At 62.4% G+C, this 22,699-nt stretch carries 19 protein-coding genes; 3 read left to right on the forward strand and 16 right to left on the reverse strand.

Annotated features, from left to right (window positions below; all coding sequences use genetic code 11):
- Positions 1-57: 57 nt before the first annotated feature.
- Positions 58-696, reverse strand: coding sequence for a hypothetical protein (locus tag O9281_RS08090; protein WP_298184452.1), 639 nt, complete (start codon positions 694-696; stop codon positions 58-60).
- A 17-nt stretch (positions 697-713) separates the two neighbouring features.
- Positions 714-2,354 (reverse strand): sulfatase-like hydrolase/transferase, encoded by a 1,641-nt coding sequence (locus O9281_RS08095; RefSeq protein WP_298184453.1) that lies wholly within the window; start codon positions 2,352-2,354, stop codon positions 714-716.
- 211 nt (positions 2,355-2,565) lie between these two features.
- On the opposite strand from O9281_RS08095, the gene O9281_RS08100 reads away from it, so the two are divergent.
- Positions 2,566-3,708 carry a glutathione S-transferase C-terminal domain-containing protein gene (locus O9281_RS08100; RefSeq protein WP_298184454.1) on the forward strand — a complete coding sequence of 381 codons (1,143 nt, stop codon included), beginning with the start codon at positions 2,566-2,568 and terminating at the stop codon, positions 3,706-3,708.
- Positions 3,709-3,721: 13 nt separating this feature from the next.
- Here O9281_RS08100 and O9281_RS08105 read toward each other — a convergent pair whose 3' ends face one another.
- Entirely contained in the window at positions 3,722-4,600 is an 879-nt protein-coding gene (locus O9281_RS08105; protein ID WP_298184455.1) for an alpha/beta fold hydrolase, read from the reverse strand.
- 249 nt (positions 4,601-4,849) lie between these two features.
- On the opposite strand from O9281_RS08105, the gene O9281_RS08110 reads away from it, so the two are divergent.
- Positions 4,850-6,214 carry a M24 family metallopeptidase gene (locus O9281_RS08110; protein ID WP_298184457.1) on the forward strand — a complete coding sequence of 455 codons (1,365 nt, stop codon included), beginning with the start codon at positions 4,850-4,852 and terminating at the stop codon, positions 6,212-6,214.
- Between the two features lie 52 nt (positions 6,215-6,266).
- On the opposite strand, the gene O9281_RS08115 is transcribed toward O9281_RS08110, so the two are convergent.
- The 13 genes from O9281_RS08115 to O9281_RS08175 all read right to left on the reverse strand — a co-directional run bounded on the left by O9281_RS08115 (position 6,267) and on the right by O9281_RS08175 (position 21,673).
- On the reverse strand, positions 6,267-8,924 hold the full coding sequence (locus tag O9281_RS08115; protein WP_298184459.1) for a carboxypeptidase-like regulatory domain-containing protein: 2,658 nt from the start codon (positions 8,922-8,924) through the stop codon (positions 6,267-6,269).
- Between the two features lie 79 nt (positions 8,925-9,003).
- Positions 9,004-9,810, reverse strand: a complete 807-nt coding sequence (locus O9281_RS08120; RefSeq protein WP_298184460.1) for a molecular chaperone — start codon at positions 9,808-9,810, stop codon at positions 9,004-9,006.
- Positions 9,811-9,910: 100 nt separating this feature from the next.
- Positions 9,911-10,372, reverse strand: coding sequence for a DUF4402 domain-containing protein (locus O9281_RS08125; RefSeq protein ID WP_298184648.1), 462 nt, complete (start codon positions 10,370-10,372; stop codon positions 9,911-9,913).
- 61 nt (positions 10,373-10,433) lie between these two features.
- Entirely contained in the window at positions 10,434-10,865 is a 432-nt protein-coding gene (locus O9281_RS08130) for a hypothetical protein (protein ID WP_298184461.1), read from the reverse strand.
- Between the two features lie 70 nt (positions 10,866-10,935).
- The gene (locus O9281_RS08135; protein ID WP_298184462.1) at positions 10,936-11,511 is read right to left on the reverse strand and encodes a DUF4402 domain-containing protein; all 576 of its coding nucleotides are present in this window, start codon (positions 11,509-11,511) and stop codon (positions 10,936-10,938) included.
- Between the two features lie 41 nt (positions 11,512-11,552).
- The gene (locus O9281_RS08140; protein WP_298184463.1) at positions 11,553-12,191 is read right to left on the reverse strand and encodes a DUF4402 domain-containing protein; all 639 of its coding nucleotides are present in this window, start codon (positions 12,189-12,191) and stop codon (positions 11,553-11,555) included.
- Positions 12,192-12,778: 587 nt separating this feature from the next.
- A complete protein-coding gene (locus O9281_RS08145; protein ID WP_298184465.1) occupies positions 12,779-15,187 on the reverse strand; it encodes an EAL domain-containing protein in 2,409 nt (802 codons plus the stop codon).
- Between the two features lie 772 nt (positions 15,188-15,959).
- Positions 15,960-16,829, reverse strand: a complete 870-nt coding sequence (gene mmsB / locus O9281_RS08150) for a 3-hydroxyisobutyrate dehydrogenase (protein WP_298184467.1) — start codon at positions 16,827-16,829, stop codon at positions 15,960-15,962.
- A 1-nt stretch (position 16,830) separates the two neighbouring features.
- Positions 16,831-17,613: an enoyl-CoA hydratase-related protein gene (locus O9281_RS08155; RefSeq protein WP_298184469.1), complete on the reverse strand. Its 783-nt coding sequence runs from the start codon at positions 17,611-17,613 to the stop codon at positions 16,831-16,833.
- On the reverse strand, positions 17,610-18,662 hold the full coding sequence (locus O9281_RS08160; RefSeq protein WP_298184650.1) for an enoyl-CoA hydratase/isomerase family protein: 1,053 nt from the start codon (positions 18,660-18,662) through the stop codon (positions 17,610-17,612). The genes O9281_RS08155 and O9281_RS08160 overlap by 4 nt, the downstream gene beginning before the upstream one ends.
- Before the next feature lie 2 nt (positions 18,663-18,664).
- The gene (locus O9281_RS08165; RefSeq protein WP_298184471.1) at positions 18,665-19,810 is read right to left on the reverse strand and encodes an acyl-CoA dehydrogenase family protein; all 1,146 of its coding nucleotides are present in this window, start codon (positions 19,808-19,810) and stop codon (positions 18,665-18,667) included.
- The gene (locus O9281_RS08170; protein WP_298184473.1) at positions 19,807-20,169 is read right to left on the reverse strand and encodes a cupin domain-containing protein; all 363 of its coding nucleotides are present in this window, start codon (positions 20,167-20,169) and stop codon (positions 19,807-19,809) included. Before O9281_RS08170 ends, O9281_RS08165 begins: the two co-directional genes overlap by 4 nt.
- 4 nt (positions 20,170-20,173) lie before the next feature.
- Positions 20,174-21,673, reverse strand: a complete 1,500-nt coding sequence (locus O9281_RS08175) for a CoA-acylating methylmalonate-semialdehyde dehydrogenase (RefSeq protein ID WP_298184475.1) — start codon at positions 21,671-21,673, stop codon at positions 20,174-20,176.
- An 89-nt stretch (positions 21,674-21,762) separates the two neighbouring features.
- Between O9281_RS08175 and O9281_RS08180 the strand changes: the two genes are divergently transcribed.
- Entirely contained in the window at positions 21,763-22,665 is a 903-nt protein-coding gene (locus O9281_RS08180; RefSeq protein WP_298184477.1) for a LysR family transcriptional regulator, read from the forward strand.
- Positions 22,666-22,699: the final 34 nt, after the last annotated feature.

Consider the following 22,699-nt stretch of genomic DNA (forward strand, 5'->3'; position numbering starts at 1 on the left):
CATCCCCCAAAGCCAAGCGCCTTCGTCGCTTCAGTCCGAACCGGGCTGGAGAGAGGATCAGCCAGCGGGGGGATTGTTCGCCCTCCGGGCTTGTAAGCGATCGATTGCAGCCAGCCCAGCCCAGGCCAGCACAAGCAGCGCCAGCCCGACCAGCAGGCGTATGTGTACAAAGGTGAGCGTCGGCCGCGTGATGAAGACTTCGGTGTGGGCCAGTGCGGCAAACTTGTGCTTGCCGGCCGCGGGCATGGCCGGGTCAACGGCCATTTCCAGCAGATCGCGCAAGGAACGATATCGCACCACTGCCACGCGATCGATGCCCCGGCCGTATTCTCCCAGCATCAGGCCCACCCGCTCGCTCACGAAGACGGGATGGCCGCCGCGCGACAGCAGGATTGGCAGGAGGGCTTCGGAATACTGCGCCTCGGCCGCCAGCGCCGCCTGGCCTTGCTTGCGGGTTTCGAGATTGACGGCATAGAATTCCCGGCCATCGTCTTGCCGGACCATCTCGGCAAGATTGCGGATCAGGCTGCCCGGAGGCGCCGTGGCACGATTGACCCCATAAGTCTGCTCTAGCCGGGCCAGCAGGCGCTCGCTCTCCGCGTCGGTCAGCCGGTCGCCATTACCGCCATACCAGCTCCAGAACCCGGCGTAGAGCAGGGCAAGAATCCCCAGCCAGGCCCATTTCGTCTTCGTCATGCCGCAGCTCCTGCCGATCAGTTGGGCCAGTAGATGAACTCGTCACCCGGCGCGAAGCGCTCGGCCAGGGTCTTGTCGACCATGATCGCGCTGTCGGTGGTGCTAGGATAGAGCGGCGGCTTGCGGCCCCGGTGGTGCGCATCGATCAGCGCCTGCAATTCGGCGCGCTTCTCGGGGCGTCGGTCGGCCAGGTTGACCCGCTCGGTCGGATCGCTTGCCAGGTCGAACAGCCAGGTCTTGCCCTGCTTCTCGTTCACCTGGAGCTTCCAGTTTCCGGCGCGCACCGCCTTGTAGTAGCCGCTGTTCCAGAACAGCGGCGCATTGGCCCGGGCAACCGGACCGCTGCCGGTGGCAGCCGGAAGCAGGTTGCGCCCGTCGATTGTCACGCCTTGCGGCAAGCTGGCGCCACCCGCGGCGGCCAGCGTCGGCATCAGGTCGACATGTCCGACCGGCAGGCCAACCGCGGTGCCGGGCCGGATCCGTGCCGGCCAGCGGGCGAACAGCGGCACCCGGATGCCGCCTTCGAAGAAGTTGATCTTGAAGCCGCGATAAGGGGCGTTCACTTCGGGCAGGCCGATATAGCCGGCACCGCCGTTGTCGCTGGAGATGACGATCAGCGTGTTGTCATCAAGCCCCTGTTCTTTCAGCTTGGCCATGATCCGGCCGACACTGCGGTCAAGCGAGCGGACCATGGCGGCGTGGACCCGGCGGCGATGCGGCGTGATACTGCCAACCGCCTCGTAATCCTCGCGCGTTGCCTGAAGCGGGGTGTGGACGCCCCAATGCGCCAGGTAGAGGAAGAAGGGCCGGTTGCGGTTGGCCTCGATCACCTTGAGCGATTCATCCGTCCAGTAATCCGCCAGGTAGCCGCCCGGTGCGAACCACGCACCCCGGTTGTAGGAAGTGGCAAACCGCATCGAGGCCCAGAGGAAGCGGTCGATCGGATCGAAATCGACCCTGGCATTGACCACGCGCGGATCGTCCTCGGGCAGGTGCAGCCCGCTTTCCATCATCAGGCTTTCGTCAAAGCCCTGGTCATTGGGGTGGAACCCCTTGCCGTTGCCAAGGTGCCACTTGCCGATGTGGACGGTGTGATAGCCGCGCGTCTTGAGCACCTCGGCAATCGTGACTTCCGATCCCGGCAGGCCCTGCTCGGCAAAGGGTGGAGCGGACTTTTTCATGTCCGCGTCATAGCGGCCCGGCGGCAGGTCCCCCCGGATCTGGCCCGCTGCCATGTTGACCAGGCGGCCGAACCCGGTGGGAGTTGGGGTGTATTCGAAGCCGGTGCGGGTTGAATAGCGGCCAGTCATCAGCTGCGCGCGCGACGGGGCGCAGGTGGCATTGCCGGCATAGGCCTGGGAAAAGATCGCGCCTTCGGCTGCTAGCTTGTCAATATTGGGCGTGGGTACCCGCCCGCCGGCAGCGCCGCCGCCGAAGGTCGAAAGGTCGTTGATGCCAAGGTCGTCGAACAGGATGAAGACGATGTTCGGCGGCGGCGCTCCCGCAGCCGGGACGGCCTGCTCGGCCGGGCCGCTCTGCCACGGTATCGGCCGGTTAGGACCGACCTCCGCCTGCCCTGACCGGTATTGGACATAGGCCAGTGCCAGTGAGGTCCGGTTGGCATAGGCCAACCCGCCCAGCGCGATTGCCGCGGCCACCGGGGCAAGAACGAGTTTCTGCCAGCGCCGCATCGCAAACCCTCACCGCTGCTGTGCCATCCGGCTGGACGCCGTAAGCTTGCAATATATTGGCATATATAGTGCCATATTAGTTGTCAACGGAGTTGCGTGGTCGATATTGTGGCACTATGCATGTCATAATATTGACCGCTTCGATGGAGTCTATCACGTGACCTACTCCCTGTATGGCATGGCCGGCTCGCTCTATACCGCCCGGGTGCGCTCCTACATGCGCACGAACGCGGTTCCCTTTGTCGAACTGAAGGCTGGCAGCGAAGAGTTTGTCCAGCGGATGGTCCCACAGATCGGACGATGGATCATTCCGGTTATCCAGACCCCATCCGGCAAGATCATCCAGGATGGGGCCGACATCATCGATCATCTTGAAGCTGCCGGATACAGCAAATGGCCGATCTATCGCCAGGCTCCGCCGCTGCGGGTTATCGCGCACCTGTTCGAACTGTTTGGCTCGCATGGGCTGCTGCGGCCGGCAATGCATTACCGTTGGAACTTCGACGCCGTTAACCTGCCGTTCCTGCGTCATGCCTTTCGCGATGTGCTGCCGTCCGGGCTGCCGCGCGAGGCCGAGGACATGGTGTTCGAGCAGGCCAGCGGGCGCATGCGCCAGGCGGCGGTCGCCTTCGGGGTAAATCCCGATACCTTCGCCTTGGTTGAGGAGCAGTACAGGGCCTTCCTGCAACTGTTCGAAGAACACCTGCGCGACTCTCCGTTCATCCTCGGTGGCCACCCCACGATCGCGGACTATGGCATGATCGGGGCGATGCACGCCCATCTTGGCCGCGATCCTGCACCGCTGCATCTGATGCAGACCACGGCTCCCAGCGTCTTTCGCTGGGTCGAGCGGATGACCATGCCGGAGACCTTCATTGATGAAAGCTATGCCAAGGCGGATGAGTTACTCTTTAGCCCGGATGCACTTCCCGCCAGCCTGCTGGCGCTGATGCGCTTCATCGCGGCGGATTACCTGCCCGAAATCACGGCGCATGTCGGGCACGCGAATGCCTGGATCGCAACCCAGCCAGCGGCCGAACTGGACGCCGCATACGCGGACAAGGCTCAGGCGAAGAATATGGGGCTGGCACCTTTCGCCTGGCATGGCGCGCAGATCGCCACGGTGGTTCTGCCCTATCGGTTCTACCTGCTGCAGCGGTTGCAGGATGCCTTTGACGCACTTGAGGCGACCGACCGGGAGGCCGTGACGGTACTTTTTACGGAAACCGGCCTTGGCAGCCTGTTCGAGCTGCGCTGTACCCGTCGCCTGGAGCGCCTCGACAACCGCGAAGTTTGGGGCATGGCGTCCTCCGCGGCTTGAGCCGCGATCCCGGCTAAGCCGCTTGCCCCCCGGCAGGGCGGCCAGCGCCATTTTCCATCATGAAGTCCAGCAGCAACCTGTTCACTGCCTCGGGCGCGTCACGCTGCAGCCAGTGACCCCCGCCGTGGATCAGTTCGAAGCGGAATGGTCCGTTCACGAAGCGGCCGGTCTCGCGCATCGGCTGGGCGGTGATATAGGGATCGTTGTCCGATGCGATCCCCATGACCGGAATACCCTTGCAGTTCGGCACGTTCCGTTCGCGAAACATCCGCAGGTTAGCGCGGTAATAGTTGATCCCGGCCGTGAGGCGGCCGGGACGCGACAGCCGCGCCACGGCTTGATCCGCCTCCTCGGCTGATGCCGCCATTGCCCGGACCATCCGCCAGTCGCGCCCGCGCAGCAGCCACTCGCCCAGTCCCCGGATCTGGAACAGGAAGATGTAATAGCTCTTCAGCATCTGCCGCAGCCCGCCGGTGCCCAGCGCTGCCGGATGGCCAACCGAAAGCGCGGCATAACGGGCAATCCGCTCCGGATGGGCCAACACCAGTCGCCAGCCGATCAGCGCCCCCCAGTCGTGCGCGACCAGCGTGACCTGCTCGATCGAGAAGTGATCGAGCACGGCGATCATGTCAGCAACCAGCAGTTCGATGCGATAGTCGGCTATGGATGTCGGAATGGCGGACTGACCGCAGCCCCGCGTATCGGGCGCGATCACCCGATAACCGGCCGATACCAGCGCCGGGATCTGCTTCGACCAGACCGAATGATCGTCAGGAAAGCCATGCAACAGCAGCACGGGTGGACCCTCACCAGCGACATGGACGGCAAGTTCGACTTCGCCGGACTGGACGCGGTGGGTTTGCAGGTTGGTCATCGCTTGCCCTTCAGTCATGTCGTGCCGGACAATTGAGGCTGATCGGAACCGGTTCACTGGAATGTATTGGCAGTATAAGTGCCAATATACTTCGCGTCAAACGGAATGGGCGATTGGCACGGCTTGGGCCACATGTCATCGGATGGCGGCAGAAGGCTCTCACGGTTGCGATCCATGCTCCGCAGTTTCAGGCCCGATCCTCGCTGCGGCTTGATCCCAGCGTGGTGAACCGCCAGTGTCGCCGCAAGGCATGAGGGGATATGCGGAATGGCAAGGAAACTGGTATCCGTGGCGGCGCTGCTGGCGGCATTGATGGCAATGCCCGCAACCGCCGCGCCCAGTCCCCTGGCCATGAGCGAGACCGAGGCGGCAGCCCCGGCGCTGCCACCCGTCCTACCCGCGCGCGACCGGGCGGCGATCGAGAACCGCATCCTGGCGGCACGGCTCGATACCCTGATACCGGCGATCATGCGCGAACAGGGCATCGATCTGTGGCTGCTGGTGGCGCGGGAGTATTTCGAGGAACCGGTGGTCGCCTCGATGCTCAATGCGGAGAATTTCCATGCCCGCCGTCGCACGATCCTGATCTTTCATGACCCGGGCGAGGGCAAGCCGGTCGAGCGGCTGACGGTCAGTCGCTATGGCCTTGGCGGCCTGTTCGAGCCGGCCTGGGATCCCGCCAAGCAGCCTGACCAATGGCAGGCCGTCGCCGAAATCATCGCGACGCGCAATCCCGCCCGGATCGCAATCAACACCTCCGATCTCTACCAGTTCGCCGATGGCATGACGGTCAGCCAGTACGACAAGTTCACCGCGGCCCTGCCGCCAGAGTTGCGCGCGCGGCTGGTCAGCGGGGAGGGGCTGGCGATCCGTTGGCTGGAGACGCGCACCGCTGCCGAGATGGAGCTTTACCCCACGGTCGTGCGCACGGCCCATGCGATCATTGCCGAGGCATTCTCGCGCAGGGTCATCACCCCCGGCGTAACGACGGCCGAACAGGTGCAGTGGTGGTATCGCGACCTGCTGCTGCAGCTTGGCCTCGATCCGTGGTTCCACCCTTCGGTGGCGATCCAGCGCCAGGGCGCGAAGGGCATGCTCGACGGGGCCGAAGTGATACGGCCCGGCGATCTGCTCTGGACCGATTTCGGGATCACCTACCTGCGGCTCAGCACCGATACCCAGCATCTGGCCTATGTCCTGAAGCCGGGCGAGACCGATGCGCCGGCAGGCCTCAGGCAGGGGCTGGCGAACAGCAACCGGGTGCAGGATATCCTCACCCGCCATTTCGCGGTCGGCCGCAGCGGCAACGCGGTGCTGGCCCTGGCGCGAGCCGAGGCCATTGCCGCGGGGCTCGATCCATCGATCTATTCGCACCCGATCGGTTTGCATGGCCACGGTGCCGGACCGGCGATCGGCTTCTGGGACAACCAGAACGCCGATCCGCGCGGGGCCGGGGCGATCAATGCCAATACCGCCTGGTCGATCGAACTGACCACCTATGCGGCGGTCCCCGAATGGGGCGGTCAGCGGGTCGATTTCCGGACCGAGGAGAATGCCTTCTTTGATGGTGCGCGGGTGCGCTACATCGATGGACGCCAGACCAAGCTCACCCTGATTCCGTCAGCGCCCTGATCGCGGTCCAACGTGGGTCGACGACGACAAGAAGCCGGCAACACAACGGTGTTCAGTTGATCCTGCGGACCACGAAATCGATGCCGTTGATGAAGCCGCCATCGGGCTTGGCCGCGATGCTGGCATCCCGGTCCACGCTCAGGCCGAGCCGGGTCAACTGATCGGGCGCAATGCGCAGGACGTAACGGCCCGGTCGGATGCTCGAGATGGTGTAGAAGCCATCGCTGGCCGTTCTGGTGGTGGCCACGGTCACCCCGGCGTCATCGATCAATTCCACCTGGGCATTGCCGATCCCGCGCTGAAGCCCCTGTTCCTCCAGCCGAACGGTGCCGTCGATTTCCGAGGTAAGGACAACCGGGAGATCAAGCCGCACCGGCTTGCCGGGGTGGGCCAGGATGCGGTAGCCTTCGAACGCAGGCTGCCACTGAACATCCTCGAGCGATGCCGGATTGATCCCGACATTGGCATAGGCGCGGGCGCCGAACCGCTTCATCAGGGCCACACCCGAAGCATCGGTCTCGACGTCGGAGCGACTGTTGCCGTTGACCAGCAAACTGGCACCAGGGACCGGGGCCTCGCCCGGATCACGACGATTATTGCCGTTCTCATCCACGAAGACATTGGCCGAAACCAGTCCGCTGCCGGCCATTGGCTGCCAGTCGCGCAGGACGCGCCCGCTGGTGGGATCGCGTCCGAAGGCGGTGAACAACGTCAGGCCCGCGCCAAAGTTGCGCCGGTTTGCGTACATGGCACTAAGCCCAAGCGCAAAGTTCCCGAACCGGTGGCTGATCCCGCCGACAATTGTCGTACTGGTAGAGGCGAAATCATGGATCAGGCCAAGATTCAGCCGGTTTGAGTTGCCGAGTGTCTTGTCCAAGTTGACCGCCATGTTCGTCAATTGCGCGCCGGGGACCAGTCGATAAGCGAGCTGTCCCCCAAGCCCGATCCCTGCGACGCGGCGGCTGGCCTGCAGCACCCCGTCGACCGTATCGACCGAGCCCTGATGGAACCAGTTGACCGTATTGGTCAGATTGGTCCGCCAGATGTTGGCTGAAAGGCGTTGTTGGACATTGTAGCTCTCTACCCCGGATCTGCGCACATCGCGTCTCACCGCCAGATCGAAGGGCAGCACCAGGGTCTCGCCCAACTTGATGCGCCCATTGAGGCCAAACGCATCCTGGGTCTTGATCCCGTCCGTCGTGATTGCCTCTAGTTCGGAACTGAAATCGTTGATCCACAGGCGTGAGGCATCAAGCGACATGCCCAGCAGATAGGTTCGCACACCCAGTTCGATAATGTCCCCGCCATTGAGGTCGCGGGTGTAATCGGCGTTGAACAGGGCGCCACCTGATGACACCCGCAGGCCGCCGGTTAGGTATTTGCGGACGCCAGCAACAGCGCCATCGGCGCGATCAAGCAGGACGAAGCTGCCGGTGGCAGCGACGTTGCGCATGATGCCAAGATCGATCTGGCCCACCTGGCGCAGGGTTCCATCGCCCTCGCGCTTGCCCGCAACAGTATAAAACAGCTGGCCGGGTGCAACGAGCGACTGGTCGAGCAGGAACGACCGCCGTTCTACGCGGCTCTGACCCAAGGGGCCGTTGAAGACCAGTCGGAACTCGGTTCGCCCGAAATAGAGGTCAAGGTCCTTGAATTCGTACTGACCATCTGGCCGTGAGGTCTGGAAACCGACCAGCGCATCGTTGACATAGAGGCTCACGTCCCAGCCCGACGGGAGACTGCCGCGCAGCGTTTGCACACCATAGCTGCTGCCCAGATCGAACGGTCGATTGCTGATCAGATAGCCATTGCCGCCACCGCCGCCACCAATCACGCGGCTGACCGCGGGTAGCGAAACGTCTCCGAATTCGACGCTGCGTGCGCCGAGCGGGCCAAGCAGACCACCATCGGGATCGTGGCGCGCCAGAGTGATGCGCCCCTGCGGCTTGCCATCGGTCTTGCTGATCGAGAAGAATCCGGATGCCTCCATCCCGATCAGGTCGCCGGTCAGATAGCCGGAGTAGGTGGCGTTGAAGACCAGCTCGCCCCCAGACTTGCGGAGTTCCGTCGCCACCGTGCTATCGATGAACGGCAGGCTGACGATATCGTAGTCGGGCGGCAGATTTGGCAGGTCGGGATCACTCTGGCGGCCTTCGCTGCGGAGCAGCTTGCCCCCTTTGCGCTCACGCTCCATCTTCAACTGGATCGGCAGTTTTTCGCGCGGTGTGGCGGTGAGGCGGAGACTTGACAGGTCCATCGCGAAATCGACCGGCCACACGGCCTGCAGCACGCTTTTGGCAACGTAGAGATCGCCATCGATCCATTGTGCCTGCCAATCTTCGAACTTTACGGTTCGTCCGCGCAAGGTGATCGTGCGGGTTGCGGGATCGAGCCGGAACGGCTGGTCCTCGGTCGCGACGAAGCCGGTTGCAATCCGCGTCGCGGGATCCACCGTCACGCCGATCGTGAGCAGACGGGCTAGCTCGTCGATCGGCAGGAGGAAGTCGTTGCGCACTTCATACACGTTGATGACGTCGGAAAGTTGCTGCTTTTCGAGCATCAGTTCGACCAGCAGCAGGTTCGCTTCCGGCCCGCTATTGGCGGTTGCGGCCCATGCGGTCGATCCGGCACCGTGCGGCGCCAGGGCAGTCGCAACAGTACCCAGGAGCAGCGCAATTGTCAGTCGTTTGACCAATCGGCGCGGGTTCATGGCATTTCCGCAAGGAGTTGCAGTTGAATTGGACCGCCAGAGATCGCCCCGTACCCATTGGTCAGTGCGCTGGCCGCTGTCAGGGAACCGCTACGCGGCTTTCTGCCATTACCGTGCCCCCTTCGGAGACGCCAAGGCTGTAACGCAGAACAATCGATCCTCCCTTCAGCACCACGCCTGATGGCAGGGTAAGTGGCAGGCGCGCCCGCCGGACCGGGTTGGGAACATAGACTGCCACGCCGCTGACATTGCCCAGCTCAACCGCTTTCCCGGTCGGCGGTCCATAGGTCGCAGAGATATCACCATAGACTGATCGGTTGCCCTGGCGGGTTATCTCGAAGGTCAGTGACGGGCCTGCTTCGGTGCCAGCAGGTACAAACGTCAGGTTGTCGAGCGTAACCTTGGCATCGGTCTGGCCCTGACGGATGATCACCGGGATGGAGGCGCCTACCAGGGCAGTCAGCCGGATCGAGGCGGTGGTGCTTTCTCTCGCAGTCGCTGCCACCTCGATGTTGGAAGCCTCTTCGATGTCAGGCAGCCGATCGAACTGGAGATGCGAACGGTATTCGCCCGGCGCCAGGCTTGCTGGACGGCGCACCATGACCCGCACGATCTGGCTTTCACCCGGCTTCAGGGTGACCAACCGGGGGGTAAAGTAAAGCATCCCGTCGGCCGCCTGTTCGCCGGCTGGCGGCTTGGCGGCTTCAACCAGCTCGCCCGTTTCGGTCATCCGACGATAAATGATGTTGATGCGGTATGACGCAGTCTTCGTATCGCGATTGACCAGTTCAACCTGCGCGCTGCGTTCCGCATTGTCGAGCACGACACGGGTCGGGAAGATCATCAGTTCGGCCCGCGCCGGCGCGGTCCAGGCGATAGTTGGCAAGATCAGAGCGAGTATTCGCAGGGCTCGGTGCACCGCAGCGCGGAGCGAGATGTTACAGGTCATGCATGCCTCTCTGTCGCAAACCTTGAAAAGCGAATGTTCATGGGAATGCAACCGTGACTGCAAAGGTTCCCGCATAGTTGCCCACAGCCTGGGCGCTGTTGACGTTGAGTGTCGCGCCAACGAGGATCTGCGCCGTCCCGGCTGTGAGCGTGCCAAATCCCTTATTGCCAGTGCCCTGCCCAGGGATTGGATTGCTGGTGAACGCATTCACGGTCATCGTCCCGCCTCCCCCTGTTCGCGCTAAGGTGGCACTTGCCGGAAGGGTTACGGTGAAGGTTTTCGCCCGTGGGGCATTGTTGACCACAGAGAATGTCGCCGCGGCAGGGGCGGGGAACTGAGTGTTGGTGAGCAGCACCACGCCGCCTGTAGCCGAACGCGCACCGGCGGTAGAAACGACGATCGTCCCTCCACTGGTTGGGATAAAGGCCCCGAAGGCCAGGTTCTGCGTGGTCGTGATCGACTGTGCCTGAGCCGCAATGTGCCCGAGCATCGCCCCCATGATCACGACTGACCCTGAAAGTATTCGGAGCGAGCTTCGAGGCGCATTCATAAGCAGACACCTAATTGAACGGCACGATTGCCCTGAGGTAACCGCTGCCATCAGCTAACCTTACGACCTCCACGACAATGAGTTGGAAGCCGTTCGGATCGATCGATCCGCTGACAGACTTGCTTCGCACTAACTCCGCCTCGAATCGACTGTTACTGTCCTCGATGCCCAGTTGACTAATGAGTTGTTCGAGCACCGTCGCATTCTGACCCGTGGCCGAGATCTCGAAGCCTTGGGCGATTGGCTTTACGTTATTGAATGAAAACATTGCAGTACTGTTGCCATTACTGAGCCCGGGGATCGCGATGGTCATTACGCCAGTCGACTGGTTGAGCAGTACCCTGGTTGCGGTTTCAGACGAGATCGACTGCGATGGCACGACCGTGGCAGTCGCATCGACCCTGATCGGTTCGTCGCGGGCGGCAGCCGGAGTGATTGTCATCACCCCGGCCTGTATTGCAAGGCAGGCGAGCCGAAAGCGTCTTGTCCGGGCCATGCCTTGCCGCACCAGGTCAGTTATAGCTGACCGTTACCTGGATGGGGTTGCCGCCAGTGTGGTTGGTCGAATACTCACCCACGGGCAGGTCCGCAGAAGCACCGACGTTCAGCCGCCCGCCAATGTAAAGTGCGGCGGCGCCGCTCGCCAGCGCACCCGCGATGCTCGAAGTCTGCTCGGTTTCGGTATTGTCGGTGCTGACCCGAACCTTGAAGGTATCCACCGTCATCGACTTCGCGTCATCATCCGACTTGGTCAGCTTGACGGGGTTGCCGCCCACACCGCCGATGGCGACCGAAAAGGTGGCCGCGCCTGCGCCCGAAAGATTGACCACGCCCGAGCGCACGGTCGTGCCGTTGCTTGCGAGGGTCACGCCGCTGGCCGTGCGTGTGTCATTCGTGTCGACCGTCACTGAGCCAGCCGTTGCGCCCGGCACGATATCGCCGAAGGAAAGGCTCAGGACCGAACCGATGGTCAGCGGGTTGACCACCGCGACCGACGCGTCAACGCTGCTTTGGGCGTAAGCCGGCTGGGCCACTGCCAGCGCTGCTCCGGAAAGAGCCAGCGCACTAATCTTGTTGATCTTGCTCATTTTTACCTGCTCCAGTTGATCGAAATGTCTGTTTGCTTCACTCAATTGTATGCGACAGTTACGGTCACCGGCGTGCCGCCGGCATTGTCCGTGGTGTAGGTTCCGTTTGGGGTTGTCGTGGAAGTGCCGACCGCCAGCGTTGCTCCAACCGCAAAGGTTTGACTGCCACCGGCCGATAGCGTGCCCGTGTATGCAGACACTTGGTCCACACCACCGCTCATCTTCACGACGTAACTGGACAGCGCCATCGTGCGGCCCGCCCCATCGGATAGAACGCCCCCGGCAATGCTGAGCGAGAAAGTGGCGCTATTCTGCCCGGTTACGGTGAACTGCGCGGCGCTGGTCGAACCGGCGTTACCCAGAATGACCCCCCCGGTAGCCGTGCGTGTGCCTGACGTTGACAGCACGATCGTGCCAGCGGTTGCCCCGGCCACCAGGTTTCCGAAATTGAAATCGTTGTTCTTGGCGACAGATAGGGCCGCTGCAACGACAGCCGTGCCCGATGCCGAAGCCGACTGGGCGATCGCGACCTGGGGTGCGCCAAGGGCAACCACCGCGATAGCAAGACGCCACAGGCCAAAGAGCTGCCCAATAGTATTAATCGCAGAAGAATTGCTCATAAAGCGACTGCCTTCCGGGTCCTTCCTTGACAAAAAAGGCAATACTTTCAGAATCATCATGTACTTACTGACCGCATACTGTTGCGGTCAGATTTACCTCCTAAGATGTATGCTATCATTGTGAGACAAATCTATTGAAAAATAAGGGATTTTCAATAGGTAGGGATACGGACTTTATATCCATTTGTAGAGTAATATTATTGCTTTCCGGAGGGTATAATACCTAGAAAGCAAAGCGATTGAGCTGATATGCTTCTAACAATTGTTTGGTCAGGTATGGGAATCGGAGAGGAGTTTGGGCTCGTGTGCGGCCCTCGGGATGGCTGACAAGTATCTGAAACAAGATTGGTTAACTGCGATCGAGGAGCGTCGCAGTGCGGTGCCGCGGCTCTGATGATGCGCTCAGTGCAAAGGGCAACGCTGGAGTATGGTTCGGCCAGGGAAATGGTAAGGCCGACTCCCGGACCTGCACTCTATCGGCATTTCCTGCTGATAAAGCGACCGTCCCTCAGTCTGCACCAAGGCCAGCCCGGGCGCGCGACCGCGGGTAGGATGGCCGATCTGCTCAAGGCATTACAGGCAGCCGAGGTCGAAAGGCCTTGCCAGATGGAAGCGTGATGGCCGCCTTAAACGGGCTGCTCCCTCAACTAGTGCAGACTGGATTTCGGTTGGCCAAAGGCACCGCACAGCTGGTCGGCAAGCAACGGAATCTGGTCCGCCGGTTGACCCCGGCTCACGAAATAGCCCTGGATCGCGTCGCAGCCAATCTCGCGCAGGAGATCGAGTTGCTGGCTGGATTCAACGCCCTCGGCAATGACCTGCTTGCCCAGGAAATGCGAAAGACTGATTATGTGTTCGACCACGCCGCGGTCCACCTCATCGTCAACGATGCTCCGGATGAAGCTCTGATCGATCTTGACTGCGGAGATCGGCATATCCCGCAGGTGCCGCAGCGAAGCATATCCCGTGCCGAAATCGTCAAACAGCAGCTTGACCCCGGCATGGTGCAGACGGCTCATTTCCGCCCGCAAACAATGGGCTCCATCGCTGATCAGGACATCCTCGGTAATCTCCACACAGATGTCAGCCGAGGAGATCACCCCCTTGCTGATCGCGCCGAGGATTTCGTCGACAAACAGCGGTGTCCGGAAATCGGCAATAGTCGTGTTGACCGAGATCGCCGCAAAGGGAACCTGCGCGGCCCGCCAGGCAGCGATCTGCGCAATCACTTCTCCGATCACGAAGCGTCCGACCTGGCCAGCCAGTGATTCTTCCGAGAAGATCTCCTGGAAATCCGAGGCGGGCAGCAAGCCGCCCTGTGGATGGTGCCAGCGGAACAGGGCCTCGAAATGCGGCAGGCTATGGCCGTGCAGGCCGACGATCGGTTCATAGAAGATGGTGAACTCGCCCCGATTGAGGCCGACGTTGAAATTGTCGCGGAGCCAGGCGCGGCGCTCGACCTTTTCCAACATCGGCCGCGCACAGAGCTCGACCCGGTTGCGGCCGTTTTCCTTGGCCGCATAGAGCGCAATGTCGGCATAGCGCAGAAGATCGAGGCTTTCCGTTGCTGGGCCGGTTACTCTGACCAGGCCGATGCTGGCTGTCACCTTGATATCACCGGACGGCAGCGCAATCGGATCACGCAACCGCGACTGGAGGCGTTCGACGCATTCCTGCCAGTCGGTCTCGCGACGCCCCACCCTCAGGATGAATGCGAATTCGTCGCCACCCAAGCGCGCGAGTGTATCACCTGCAGCAATCGTCTCGTTCAACCGTCGGCTAACTTCGATCAGCACTTGATCGCCGGCGGTATGTCCGAGCGAATCATTGATATGCTTGAAGTTGTCGAGATCAAGCACACCGAGGAAGATGTTGCCCGGCTCCGATGAATGCCGCGCAATCGTGTGGTCGAGTTCCTTGAAGAAGGAAACCCGATTGGGAAGGCGGGTCAGGTAGTCGAACTTTACGAAGTAGTCAGGATCAAGGGGATCCTGCTTCTGATCCGTGATATCGAAATGGATGTAAGTGTAGGAGGTGATTTCGCCGTGCCGGTTCTTGTTCGGCACGATCGTTGTCTCAACCCAGTATGGCTCGCCGTTCTTGGTCCGGTTGCAATGCTCGCCTTCCCAGATCCCGCCGCTGACCAGGCATTTCAGCTTCTCGCCAAGCTGGGCCGGGGGCAGATCGACCGATTGCAGGTCGCGATATCGGCGCCCCAGCAATTCGCTTTCGCTGTAGCCCGAGATTTCGCAGAACCGGGCATTGACCGAGATGATCTTGCCCGCGACATCGGTAAGGACAACCATGGCTGCACGCCGTTCGGCCTCGAGCGCGATTGCCTCTGGCCCTGCTCCAACCGTGGCTGACGTTGGCTGTTTTTCATCCGGTTGATGAGCCGGCGCCGTCGCGGCTTGGTAGCCGGAAAGCCAGTGCATCAGCAGATCGAGCGGCACGCGATGGGAGAACGCCACGCCTGCGCGCGATCCTCGCCGCCAGCGGATCACGCCGGGCAGATCCTGCAGCGAGGGTACATAGAGCACGACGGCATCGCCAACCTTGGCTGGGCCTTGCAGATCGAGACAGGCACCGCCGACCGAGATGTCGAGGATGTCGACATCGATCAGTCGGTCGCCTGCCTCCAGTTTCGCGCTGTGATTAACCTGGATCCGGGGTAGCCGGGTAACCAGGCCATCGCTGCTTGTCGACGATTTGGCGAGGACGCGGTCGACATCGATTGGGGCGGCAAAGTAGAGGCCGAGTGTGGCCTTCTTGCGCCAACGCACCTTGCCAATCTGTATATGCCCATCGCCCAGATCGACGCCCACCTCGTCATCAAGGTCGAAGTTCGGATGGACTTCCAGCATCATGCCATGGCGGGAGATGTTCCGGATGATTGCCAGGGTTTCGCCAGTCCGGGAGGTTATCCGCGTGATCCGCATGACAGTGACCATGCGCTCGTCCCGGCGCTGTTCGCGCTCCAACTCGGAGATAGCTGTCGAGTTGAAGGGACCACTGCGCCCCGAAGGTTGCAGCACATTCGTCTTAACCTTGGACATCCAACCATCCTCCGGCGCTGGAACCCACCCAGTCGAGACCAGAGCGCCTAGGATGCCGTATCGCATCAAAAGCCAAAAGTTAGAAGTTACATACAGTTACAGGGCTGAATTGGTAAAAATCCGCCGAAAAAGGTTATATCTTTCAGGATTTGGGCCTTAACGGCAAACACCGTAATGTCCGGCATTTTCATGGTTCATGTAACAGCCAGAGCCTGTGGTATTTCTTCGAATGATTCGGCCTCCGACTGCCCGTATGGATCAAAAGCTTCTTATTAATTGTGACCGATTCATAATCCTAATCGCTTAGTGAAATCTGCTTCGGAATCGTCGAACTTTGACCCAGGAACTGGGGTCAGTTCTGACCCTTGGCCGCAACCATTTCCAAGAATCCGATCTGAACAAGGCTTCGCCAGCGCTTGATTGGGATCCGGCTTTTTTGGGAATCCGGCGTATCTGAGGATTGGACCGATAAGGTAAACGAGGTTCGCCAACCCCCCGATTGTTGGCCTGGCGAAGGGAGCGCAGGCTGGAAAGGCGGGGTCGGGTTCGGTCTGTACCGGCTCCAAGAAGCCTACGATCGGTGCGTTCTGTACCAACTCGCCGTTCTCCGCCTCGGCTCCGGCGTTTGCGGGCCAATTGCGGCTCCCTCGGTCCGGTTTGCTGGTAAAGGGTCGGCTTCGCCAAGAGCGGATTTGCGATCGCTCGCGGGCTGTGTTCGGTCTGGCGGAGCGGTCATTCTGGGGCGAACAGGTCTCTTGCCAGATCGAGCGGCTTAGAGCGTCTTGATGATCCCCGAGAAGTCGACGCCGCCGTTCCCGGCTGCGGCGAAGGCTTCGTAAAGCTCCTCGGCGCGGGTGCCCATTGGGACGTTTGCACCAACGCTCTGCGCCGCTTCAAGCGCGAGCTTGAGATCCTTCAGCATCAGCGCCGCAGCGAACCCGCCCTGGAAGCCGTTATCGGCCGGACTGGCCGGACCGACACCGGGAACCGGGCAGTATGAGGTCATCGACCACGATTGGCCCGAAGCCTTGGACGAGATGTCGTAGAAGGTCTGGAGGTCCAGGCCCAGCTTGTCGGCCAGGGCAAAGGCCTCGCAAGTCGCGATCATCGTCGCGCCCAGGATCATGTTGTTGCAGATCTTGGCAGCCTGGCCCGCGCCGCTGGCACCGGCGTGGATCACGGCCTTGCCCATTGCGGCAAGGATTGGTTCGGCGCGGGCAAAGGCTTCGGCCGTACCGCCGACCATGAAGGTCAGCGTCCCGCCATTGGCCGCCGCGATCCCGCCCGAGACGGGCGCATCGACCATGGCATAACCACCGGCTTCGGCCGCAGCGGCAACCTTGCGCGCGGTATCGACATCAATCGTCGAGCAATCGAGCAGCAGCGCGCCGGCCGGAGCCTGGCCAATCACGTCAGCGGGGTAGACGCTTTCGACGATCTTGCCGTTGGGAAGCATCGAGACGATGGCATCGACGCCCTGCACGGCTTCGCGCACGGTCGGGAAGACCGCGCAGCCATTGCCGGTAGCACGCTCGGTCGCTTCGGTTGAAAGGTCGAAGGCGTGGACCGTGTGCCCGGCCTTGACCAGGTTCGCGGCCATGCCGCCGCCCATATTGCCGAGGCCGATGAAGGCGATTTTCATCTTACTTGCCCTTCCACACGCCGGGCCGCTTCTCGATGAAGGCGGCCATGCCTTCGGCCTTGTCCTCGGTGGCGGTGAGGACCTGGAAGATCCGGCGTTCCATCAGTAGGCCCTGGTCGAGCGTGGTTTCGAAGGCGGCGTTGACCATTTCCTTGTTGGCGATGGCGGCCAGCGGCGGCATCGCGGCGATCTCGGCGGCGAGCTTGACCGCTTCGTCGACCAACGAGGCAAGCGGCACCACGCGCGAGACCAGGCCTGAACGCTCGGCTTCCTCGGCACCCATCATCCGGCCGGTCAGGCACATTTCCATCGCCTTGGACTTGCCGATCGCCCGCGTCAGGCGCTGGCTGCCGCCCATGCCGGGGCCGACGCCCAGCTTGATTTCAGGCTGGCCCAACCTGGCGTTCTCGCTCGCGATAATGATGTCGGCCATCATCGCTAGTTCGCAGCCACCACCCAGAGCAAAGCCGTTGACCGCCGCGATCCACGGCTTGCGCGTGGTCTTGACCAGGTGGCTGGTCCAGCGGCTGAAGAAGTCCTGGCCATAGAACTCGGCGGCGGGCTTTTCGGCCATTTCCTTGATGTCAGCCCCGGCGGCAAAGGCCTTTTCGCCGGAGCCGGTGAGCACCGCACAGCCCTGCGAGGGATCGGCCTCGAACTTCGCAAAGGCCTCGATCAGCTCCTCGAGCACCGAGGAATTGAGCGCGTTCAATGCCTGCGGCCGGTTGAGCGTGATCAGCGTAACCGCGCCGCGCTGTTCAACCAGGATCGTTTCATAGCTCATAGGGGCTTCCATTCCTCATCGGCCGGCAGGGCGGCGAAAATGCTGTCGATCAGTTCGTCCGACACACCCTCTGGGGTAGCCGGGTTCCATTGGGGGGCGTTATCCTTGTCGACGATCACCGCGCGCACGCCCTCGGCAAAGTCCGGGCGGGTCAGCACGCGGCTGGCGATCCGGTATTCCATCGCCATGTTGGCGGCGAAATCGGCGCAAGCCAGGCTGTCGTGCAGCTGGCGCAACGCGACCTTGCAGGTCTGCGGCGACTTGGTGTGCAGGGTCGCGAGTTCCTTGGCGGCCCATTCGCTGCTGTCAGCCTCAAGGCTGGCGAGGATGTCCTCATAGCGATCGGAGGCGAAGTGCTTCGCGATCGCGGCCGCGTTGGCCTCGATCCGCGCGGGCGGCGGGGTGACGGCGAGGGCTGCCAGCACCTGCGCCGGCTCGTGCCCGTGGGCGATCCGTTCCTTGGCCTCGGCCAGGACATCGTGCGGCAGGTAATGGGTGGCAAGGCCCGCCCACTTGCACTCTGCTCCATCAAGCCGCGCGCCGGTCAGCGCCAGGAACTGCCCGATCCGCCCCGGCAAGCGCGACAGGTACCAGCCGCCGCCGACATCGGGGAACAGGCCGATCCCGGTTTCGGGCATGGCATAGCGGGTATTCTCGGTCGCGACGTGGAACCGCGCGGGCTGCGAAATGCCGACGCCGCCGCCCATGGTGATCCCGTCCATGAAGGCCACCACCGGCTTCTCGTATGTGAAGATCAGGTGGTTGAGCTGGTACTCGTCATGGAAGAACCTGCGGCCCGAGGTGCCGCCATCGTTCAGCGCCGAATTGCGCAGGAAGGCGATATCCCCGCCCGAACAGAAGCCCCGGCCTTCGGCATGATCGATGATCACGGCCTTGACCTCGGGATCGTCACGCCATTCCAGAAGTGCCCTGGTCATGGCATGAACCATCGGCAGGGTCAGCGCATGAATCGCCTGCGGGCGGTTGAGCGAGAGGAACCCGGCGGCCCCTTCGCGGCGGATGAGCACTTCGTCGGTCCCAGTGGTCATAGTCATTGCCGCAGCAGATCCCTTCCCACGATCATCCGCATCACCTGGTTGGTCCCTTCGAGGATCGAATGGACCCGCAGATCGCGCCAGAAGCGTTCGATCGGATAGTCCTTGAGGTAGCCATAGCCACCGAACAGTTGCAGCGCGTCGTTGACGATCTTGCTGCCGTTATCGGTCGCGAGGCGCTTGGCCATGGCCGAAAAGCGGCTCTTGTCGGGTGCATTGGCGTTGACCTTGGCGGCGGCAAGGTAAAGCAGCGCGCGCGAAGCCTCGAGGTCGGTCGCCATGTCGGCCAGCATGAACTGGGTGTTCTGGAAATCGGCCACCGGCTGGCCGAACTGCTGGCGTTCCTTGGTATACTTGATCGCCTCGTCGAGGCAGCGCTGCGCCCCGCCCAGCGAGCAGGCCCCGATGTTGAGGCGGCCACCATCGAGGCCGGCCATGGCAAAGCGGAAACCTTCGCCCTCGGCCCCGACGCGGTTGGCGACGGGCACGCGGCAATCCTCGAAGATCACCTGCGCGGTGGGGGAAGCGTTCCAGCCCAGCTTCTTTTCCGGCGCGCCGAACGAAAGACCGGGCGTGTCCTTTTCGACCACCAGGCAGGTGATGCCCTTGGCGCGGTCATCGCTGGTGCGGACCATGCAGACGTAGATGTCATTCACCCCGCCGCCCGAAATGAACTGCTTGGTGCCGTTGAGGACGTAATGGTCGCCGTCGAGCCGGGCCGAGGTCTTGAGCGCCGCCGCATCGGAGCCCGAACCCGGTTCGGTCAGGCAATAGGAGGCAATCTTCTCCATCGAAACCAGCTCAGGCAGATAGCGCGCTTTCAGTTCAGCAGAACCGAAGCAGTCGATCATCCAGGCGGCCATGTTGTGGATCGAGATATAGGCCGAGGTCGCCGGGCAGCCATAAGCCATGGCTTCCATGATCAGCGCCGCTTCCAGTCGCCCGAGGCCAATCCCGCCGCTCTCTTCCGAGACATAGATCGCGCCAAAACCGAGCTCCCCGGCAGCCTTCCACACGTCGACCGGATAGTGGTGCTCCTCGTCCCATTGCGCGGCGAAGGGCGTGATCCGGTCGGCAGTGAACTTCCGCGCCATGTCCTGGATGGCGAGCTGGTCTTCGGTAAGGGCAAACTGGTCTGTCATGGCTTGTCCGCGTAGTCTTCCGCCCCAAGGAAGTGAAGCGAGACGTAGGGCTCGTCTCCCACCACCCAGCTATCATGGCCAGGCGGAACGTAGAATACGTCGCCGGCCCGCATTTCGATGACCGTGCCATCATCCATCGCTGCGGTGGCGCAGCCGGACACGACCATCCCGACGTGCTCGACGTGGCACGAGTTCGCACCCATGGCCGCGCCGACATCGGCCGACCAGCGCCAGCCTGGCTGATAGGTCGCTCGGCCAATGGTCATGCCGCCAAGGCTGACCAGCTCGAACCGGCCCTTGTCGAACTCGCGGACCTCGTCCGGTTGGTCAAACCGTTTGATGACCACATCGAGATTCATTCGATCAACCCATGGTAGGAATGACGAAGGCATTGCCGCCATCAGGCGAGCCATCGGGCCAGCGGGCGGTGACGGTCTTGACCTTGGTCCAGAACTTCATGCCTTCCATGCCGTGCTGGTTGGTATCGCCAAAGGCGCTGCGCTTCCACCCGCCAAAGGTGTGGTAGGCGACCGGCACCGGGATCGGCACGTTGATGCCGACCATGCCGACGTTCACGCGCGCCGCAAATTCGCGCGCGGCGTGGCCGTTGCGGGTGAAGATGGCGACGCCGTTGCCATACTGGTGCTTGCTCGGCAGGCTCAGCGCTTCCTCGAAGTCCTTGGCGCGAACCATCTGGAGCACGGGGCCGAAGATCTCGTTGTGATAGCTGCTCATCCCCGGCGTGACGCGGTCGAACAGCGTCGGGCCGACGAAGAAGCCGTTTTCGTGCCCTTGCAGCGTAAAGCCGCGGCCATCGACCACCAGTTCACCGCCCTCATCAATGCAGGTCTGGATCCAGCGCTCGATATTGGCCTTGTGCTGGGCGGTGACGACCGGGCCGTAATGCGCCTCGGCATCGGTCGAAATGCCGATCTTCAGCGCCTCGATCGCCGGGATCAGCTTGGCCTTGAGGCGTTCGGCAGTGTCATCGCCCACCGGCACCACGACCGGCAGCGCCATGCAGCGCTCGCCCGCCGAACCGAAGGCCGCCCCCGCCAGGTCATTGACCACCTGGTCCAGGTCCGCATCGGGCATGACGATGCCGTGGTTCTTGGCCCCGCCCATCGCCTGGACGCGCTTACCGGCGGCAACGCCGCGATTGTAGACATAGTGGGCGATGTCGGACGAACCGACAAAGCTGACGGCGCTGATCGCCGGGTGATCGAGGATCGCGTCGACCATTTCCTTGTCGCCGTGGACAACCTGGAAGATGCCCTCGGGCAGGCCCGCTTCCAGCCACAGTTCGGCCAGGCGACAGGGAACCGAGGGATCGCGCTCGCTGGGCTTGAGGATGAAGGCATTGCCGGTCGCCATGGCGACCGCGCCCATCCACAGCGGGATCATCGCCGGGAAGTTGAACGGGGTGATCCCGGCGCCGATGCCCAGCGGCTGGCGCATCGAATAGACGTCGATGCCCGGCCCGGCGCCCTGGGTATATTCACCCTTCAGCACGTGCGGGATGCCGCAGCAGAATTCCACCACTTCAAGCCCGCGCTGGATATCGCCCTTGCTGTCAGCAATCACCTTGCCATGCTCGGCGCTGAGCATGTGGGCCAGCTCGTCCATGTGGGCTTCGACCAGCGCCTTGAAATTGAACATCACGCGGGCGCGGCGCTGCGGGTTGGTGGCGGCCCAGGCGGGCTGCGCAGCCTGCGCGGCGGCAACGGCGCGATCGAGCGCATCCTGCCCGCCCAGCACGACTTCGGCCTGAACCTCGCCATTGTTGGGATCATAGACCGGGGCCTTGCGCGCCGCGGCCAGGCCGCTGGTCCCACCGGCGATGAAATGATCGATCTGGCGCATGGTCTGGAATCCTTTCGTACTTGCCCATTCCTCATGGCTGCTGATAATTTCGCAGACAACATATAAAAATGCCACTAGGAACTGCAAAAATGCAGGGAATGAACTGGAGCGATCTGCAAGTATTCCTCGCCATCGCCCGGTCTGGGCAGATGGCCCGGGCCGCTTCGGCCCTTGGCATGGATCCCACGACGGCAAGCCGCCGCCTGCGGCGACTGGAAGTGCAACTCGGGGCGACCTTGTTCGAGCAGACGCGCGAAGGCCAGGTCCTGACCGAAGCAGGCGAAGCATTGCTGGCCAAGGTGGAAGCCATGGCCCAGGCGGCACAGACCATCGATGAGCCGGGCCTTCGTCGCAGTGGCGAGCAGCTTACCGGCGTTCTCAGGATCAGCGCATCGGAAGGTTTCGGGAGCTGGTTTCTCGCGGCCCATGTCCCGGAATTTGTGCGCGCGCACCCGGCGCTGTCGCTGGATCTGGTGGCCAACAGCGGATTTCTGAGTCTGTCAAAGCGCGAGGCCGACATCGCCGTCATGCTCTCGCGCCCGAAGGCAGGCCCGCTGATCGCGCGCAAGCTCAGCGACTATGCCCTGCGCCTCTATGCCCAGCGCAGCTATCTGCAGGCTGCGGGCGACCCCCGGTCGCCGTCGGATCTGCTCCGTGGGCATCGCCTCGTAGGGTACATTCCGGATCTGCTCTATGCGCCGGAGCTGCGCTATCTTGACGAGATCCAGCCCCAGCTGGCCCCAAGCCTCAGGTCTTCGAGCATCAATGCGCAGCATCATCTGATCGCGGCCGGGGCCGGAATCGGTGTCCTGCCCTGCTTCATGGGGGATGCAGACCCGAATCTTGTCCCGGTCATGCCCGAACGCCGGATCATTCGCTCGTTCTGGCTGGCTACCCACCGGGATACGCACCAGTTGGCCAGGATCAGGGCGGGACGGGATTGGATCCTTGCTACTGTCCAACTGCATCGTCAGACCTTGATGCCGGACTGATCAATGTAGTGGATGCCCGCGCGGCGCCATGATC

The organism is Novosphingobium sp. (genome assembly GCF_027531025.1).
In the GTDB taxonomy this organism is placed as follows: domain Bacteria; phylum Pseudomonadota; class Alphaproteobacteria; order Sphingomonadales; family Sphingomonadaceae; genus Novosphingobium.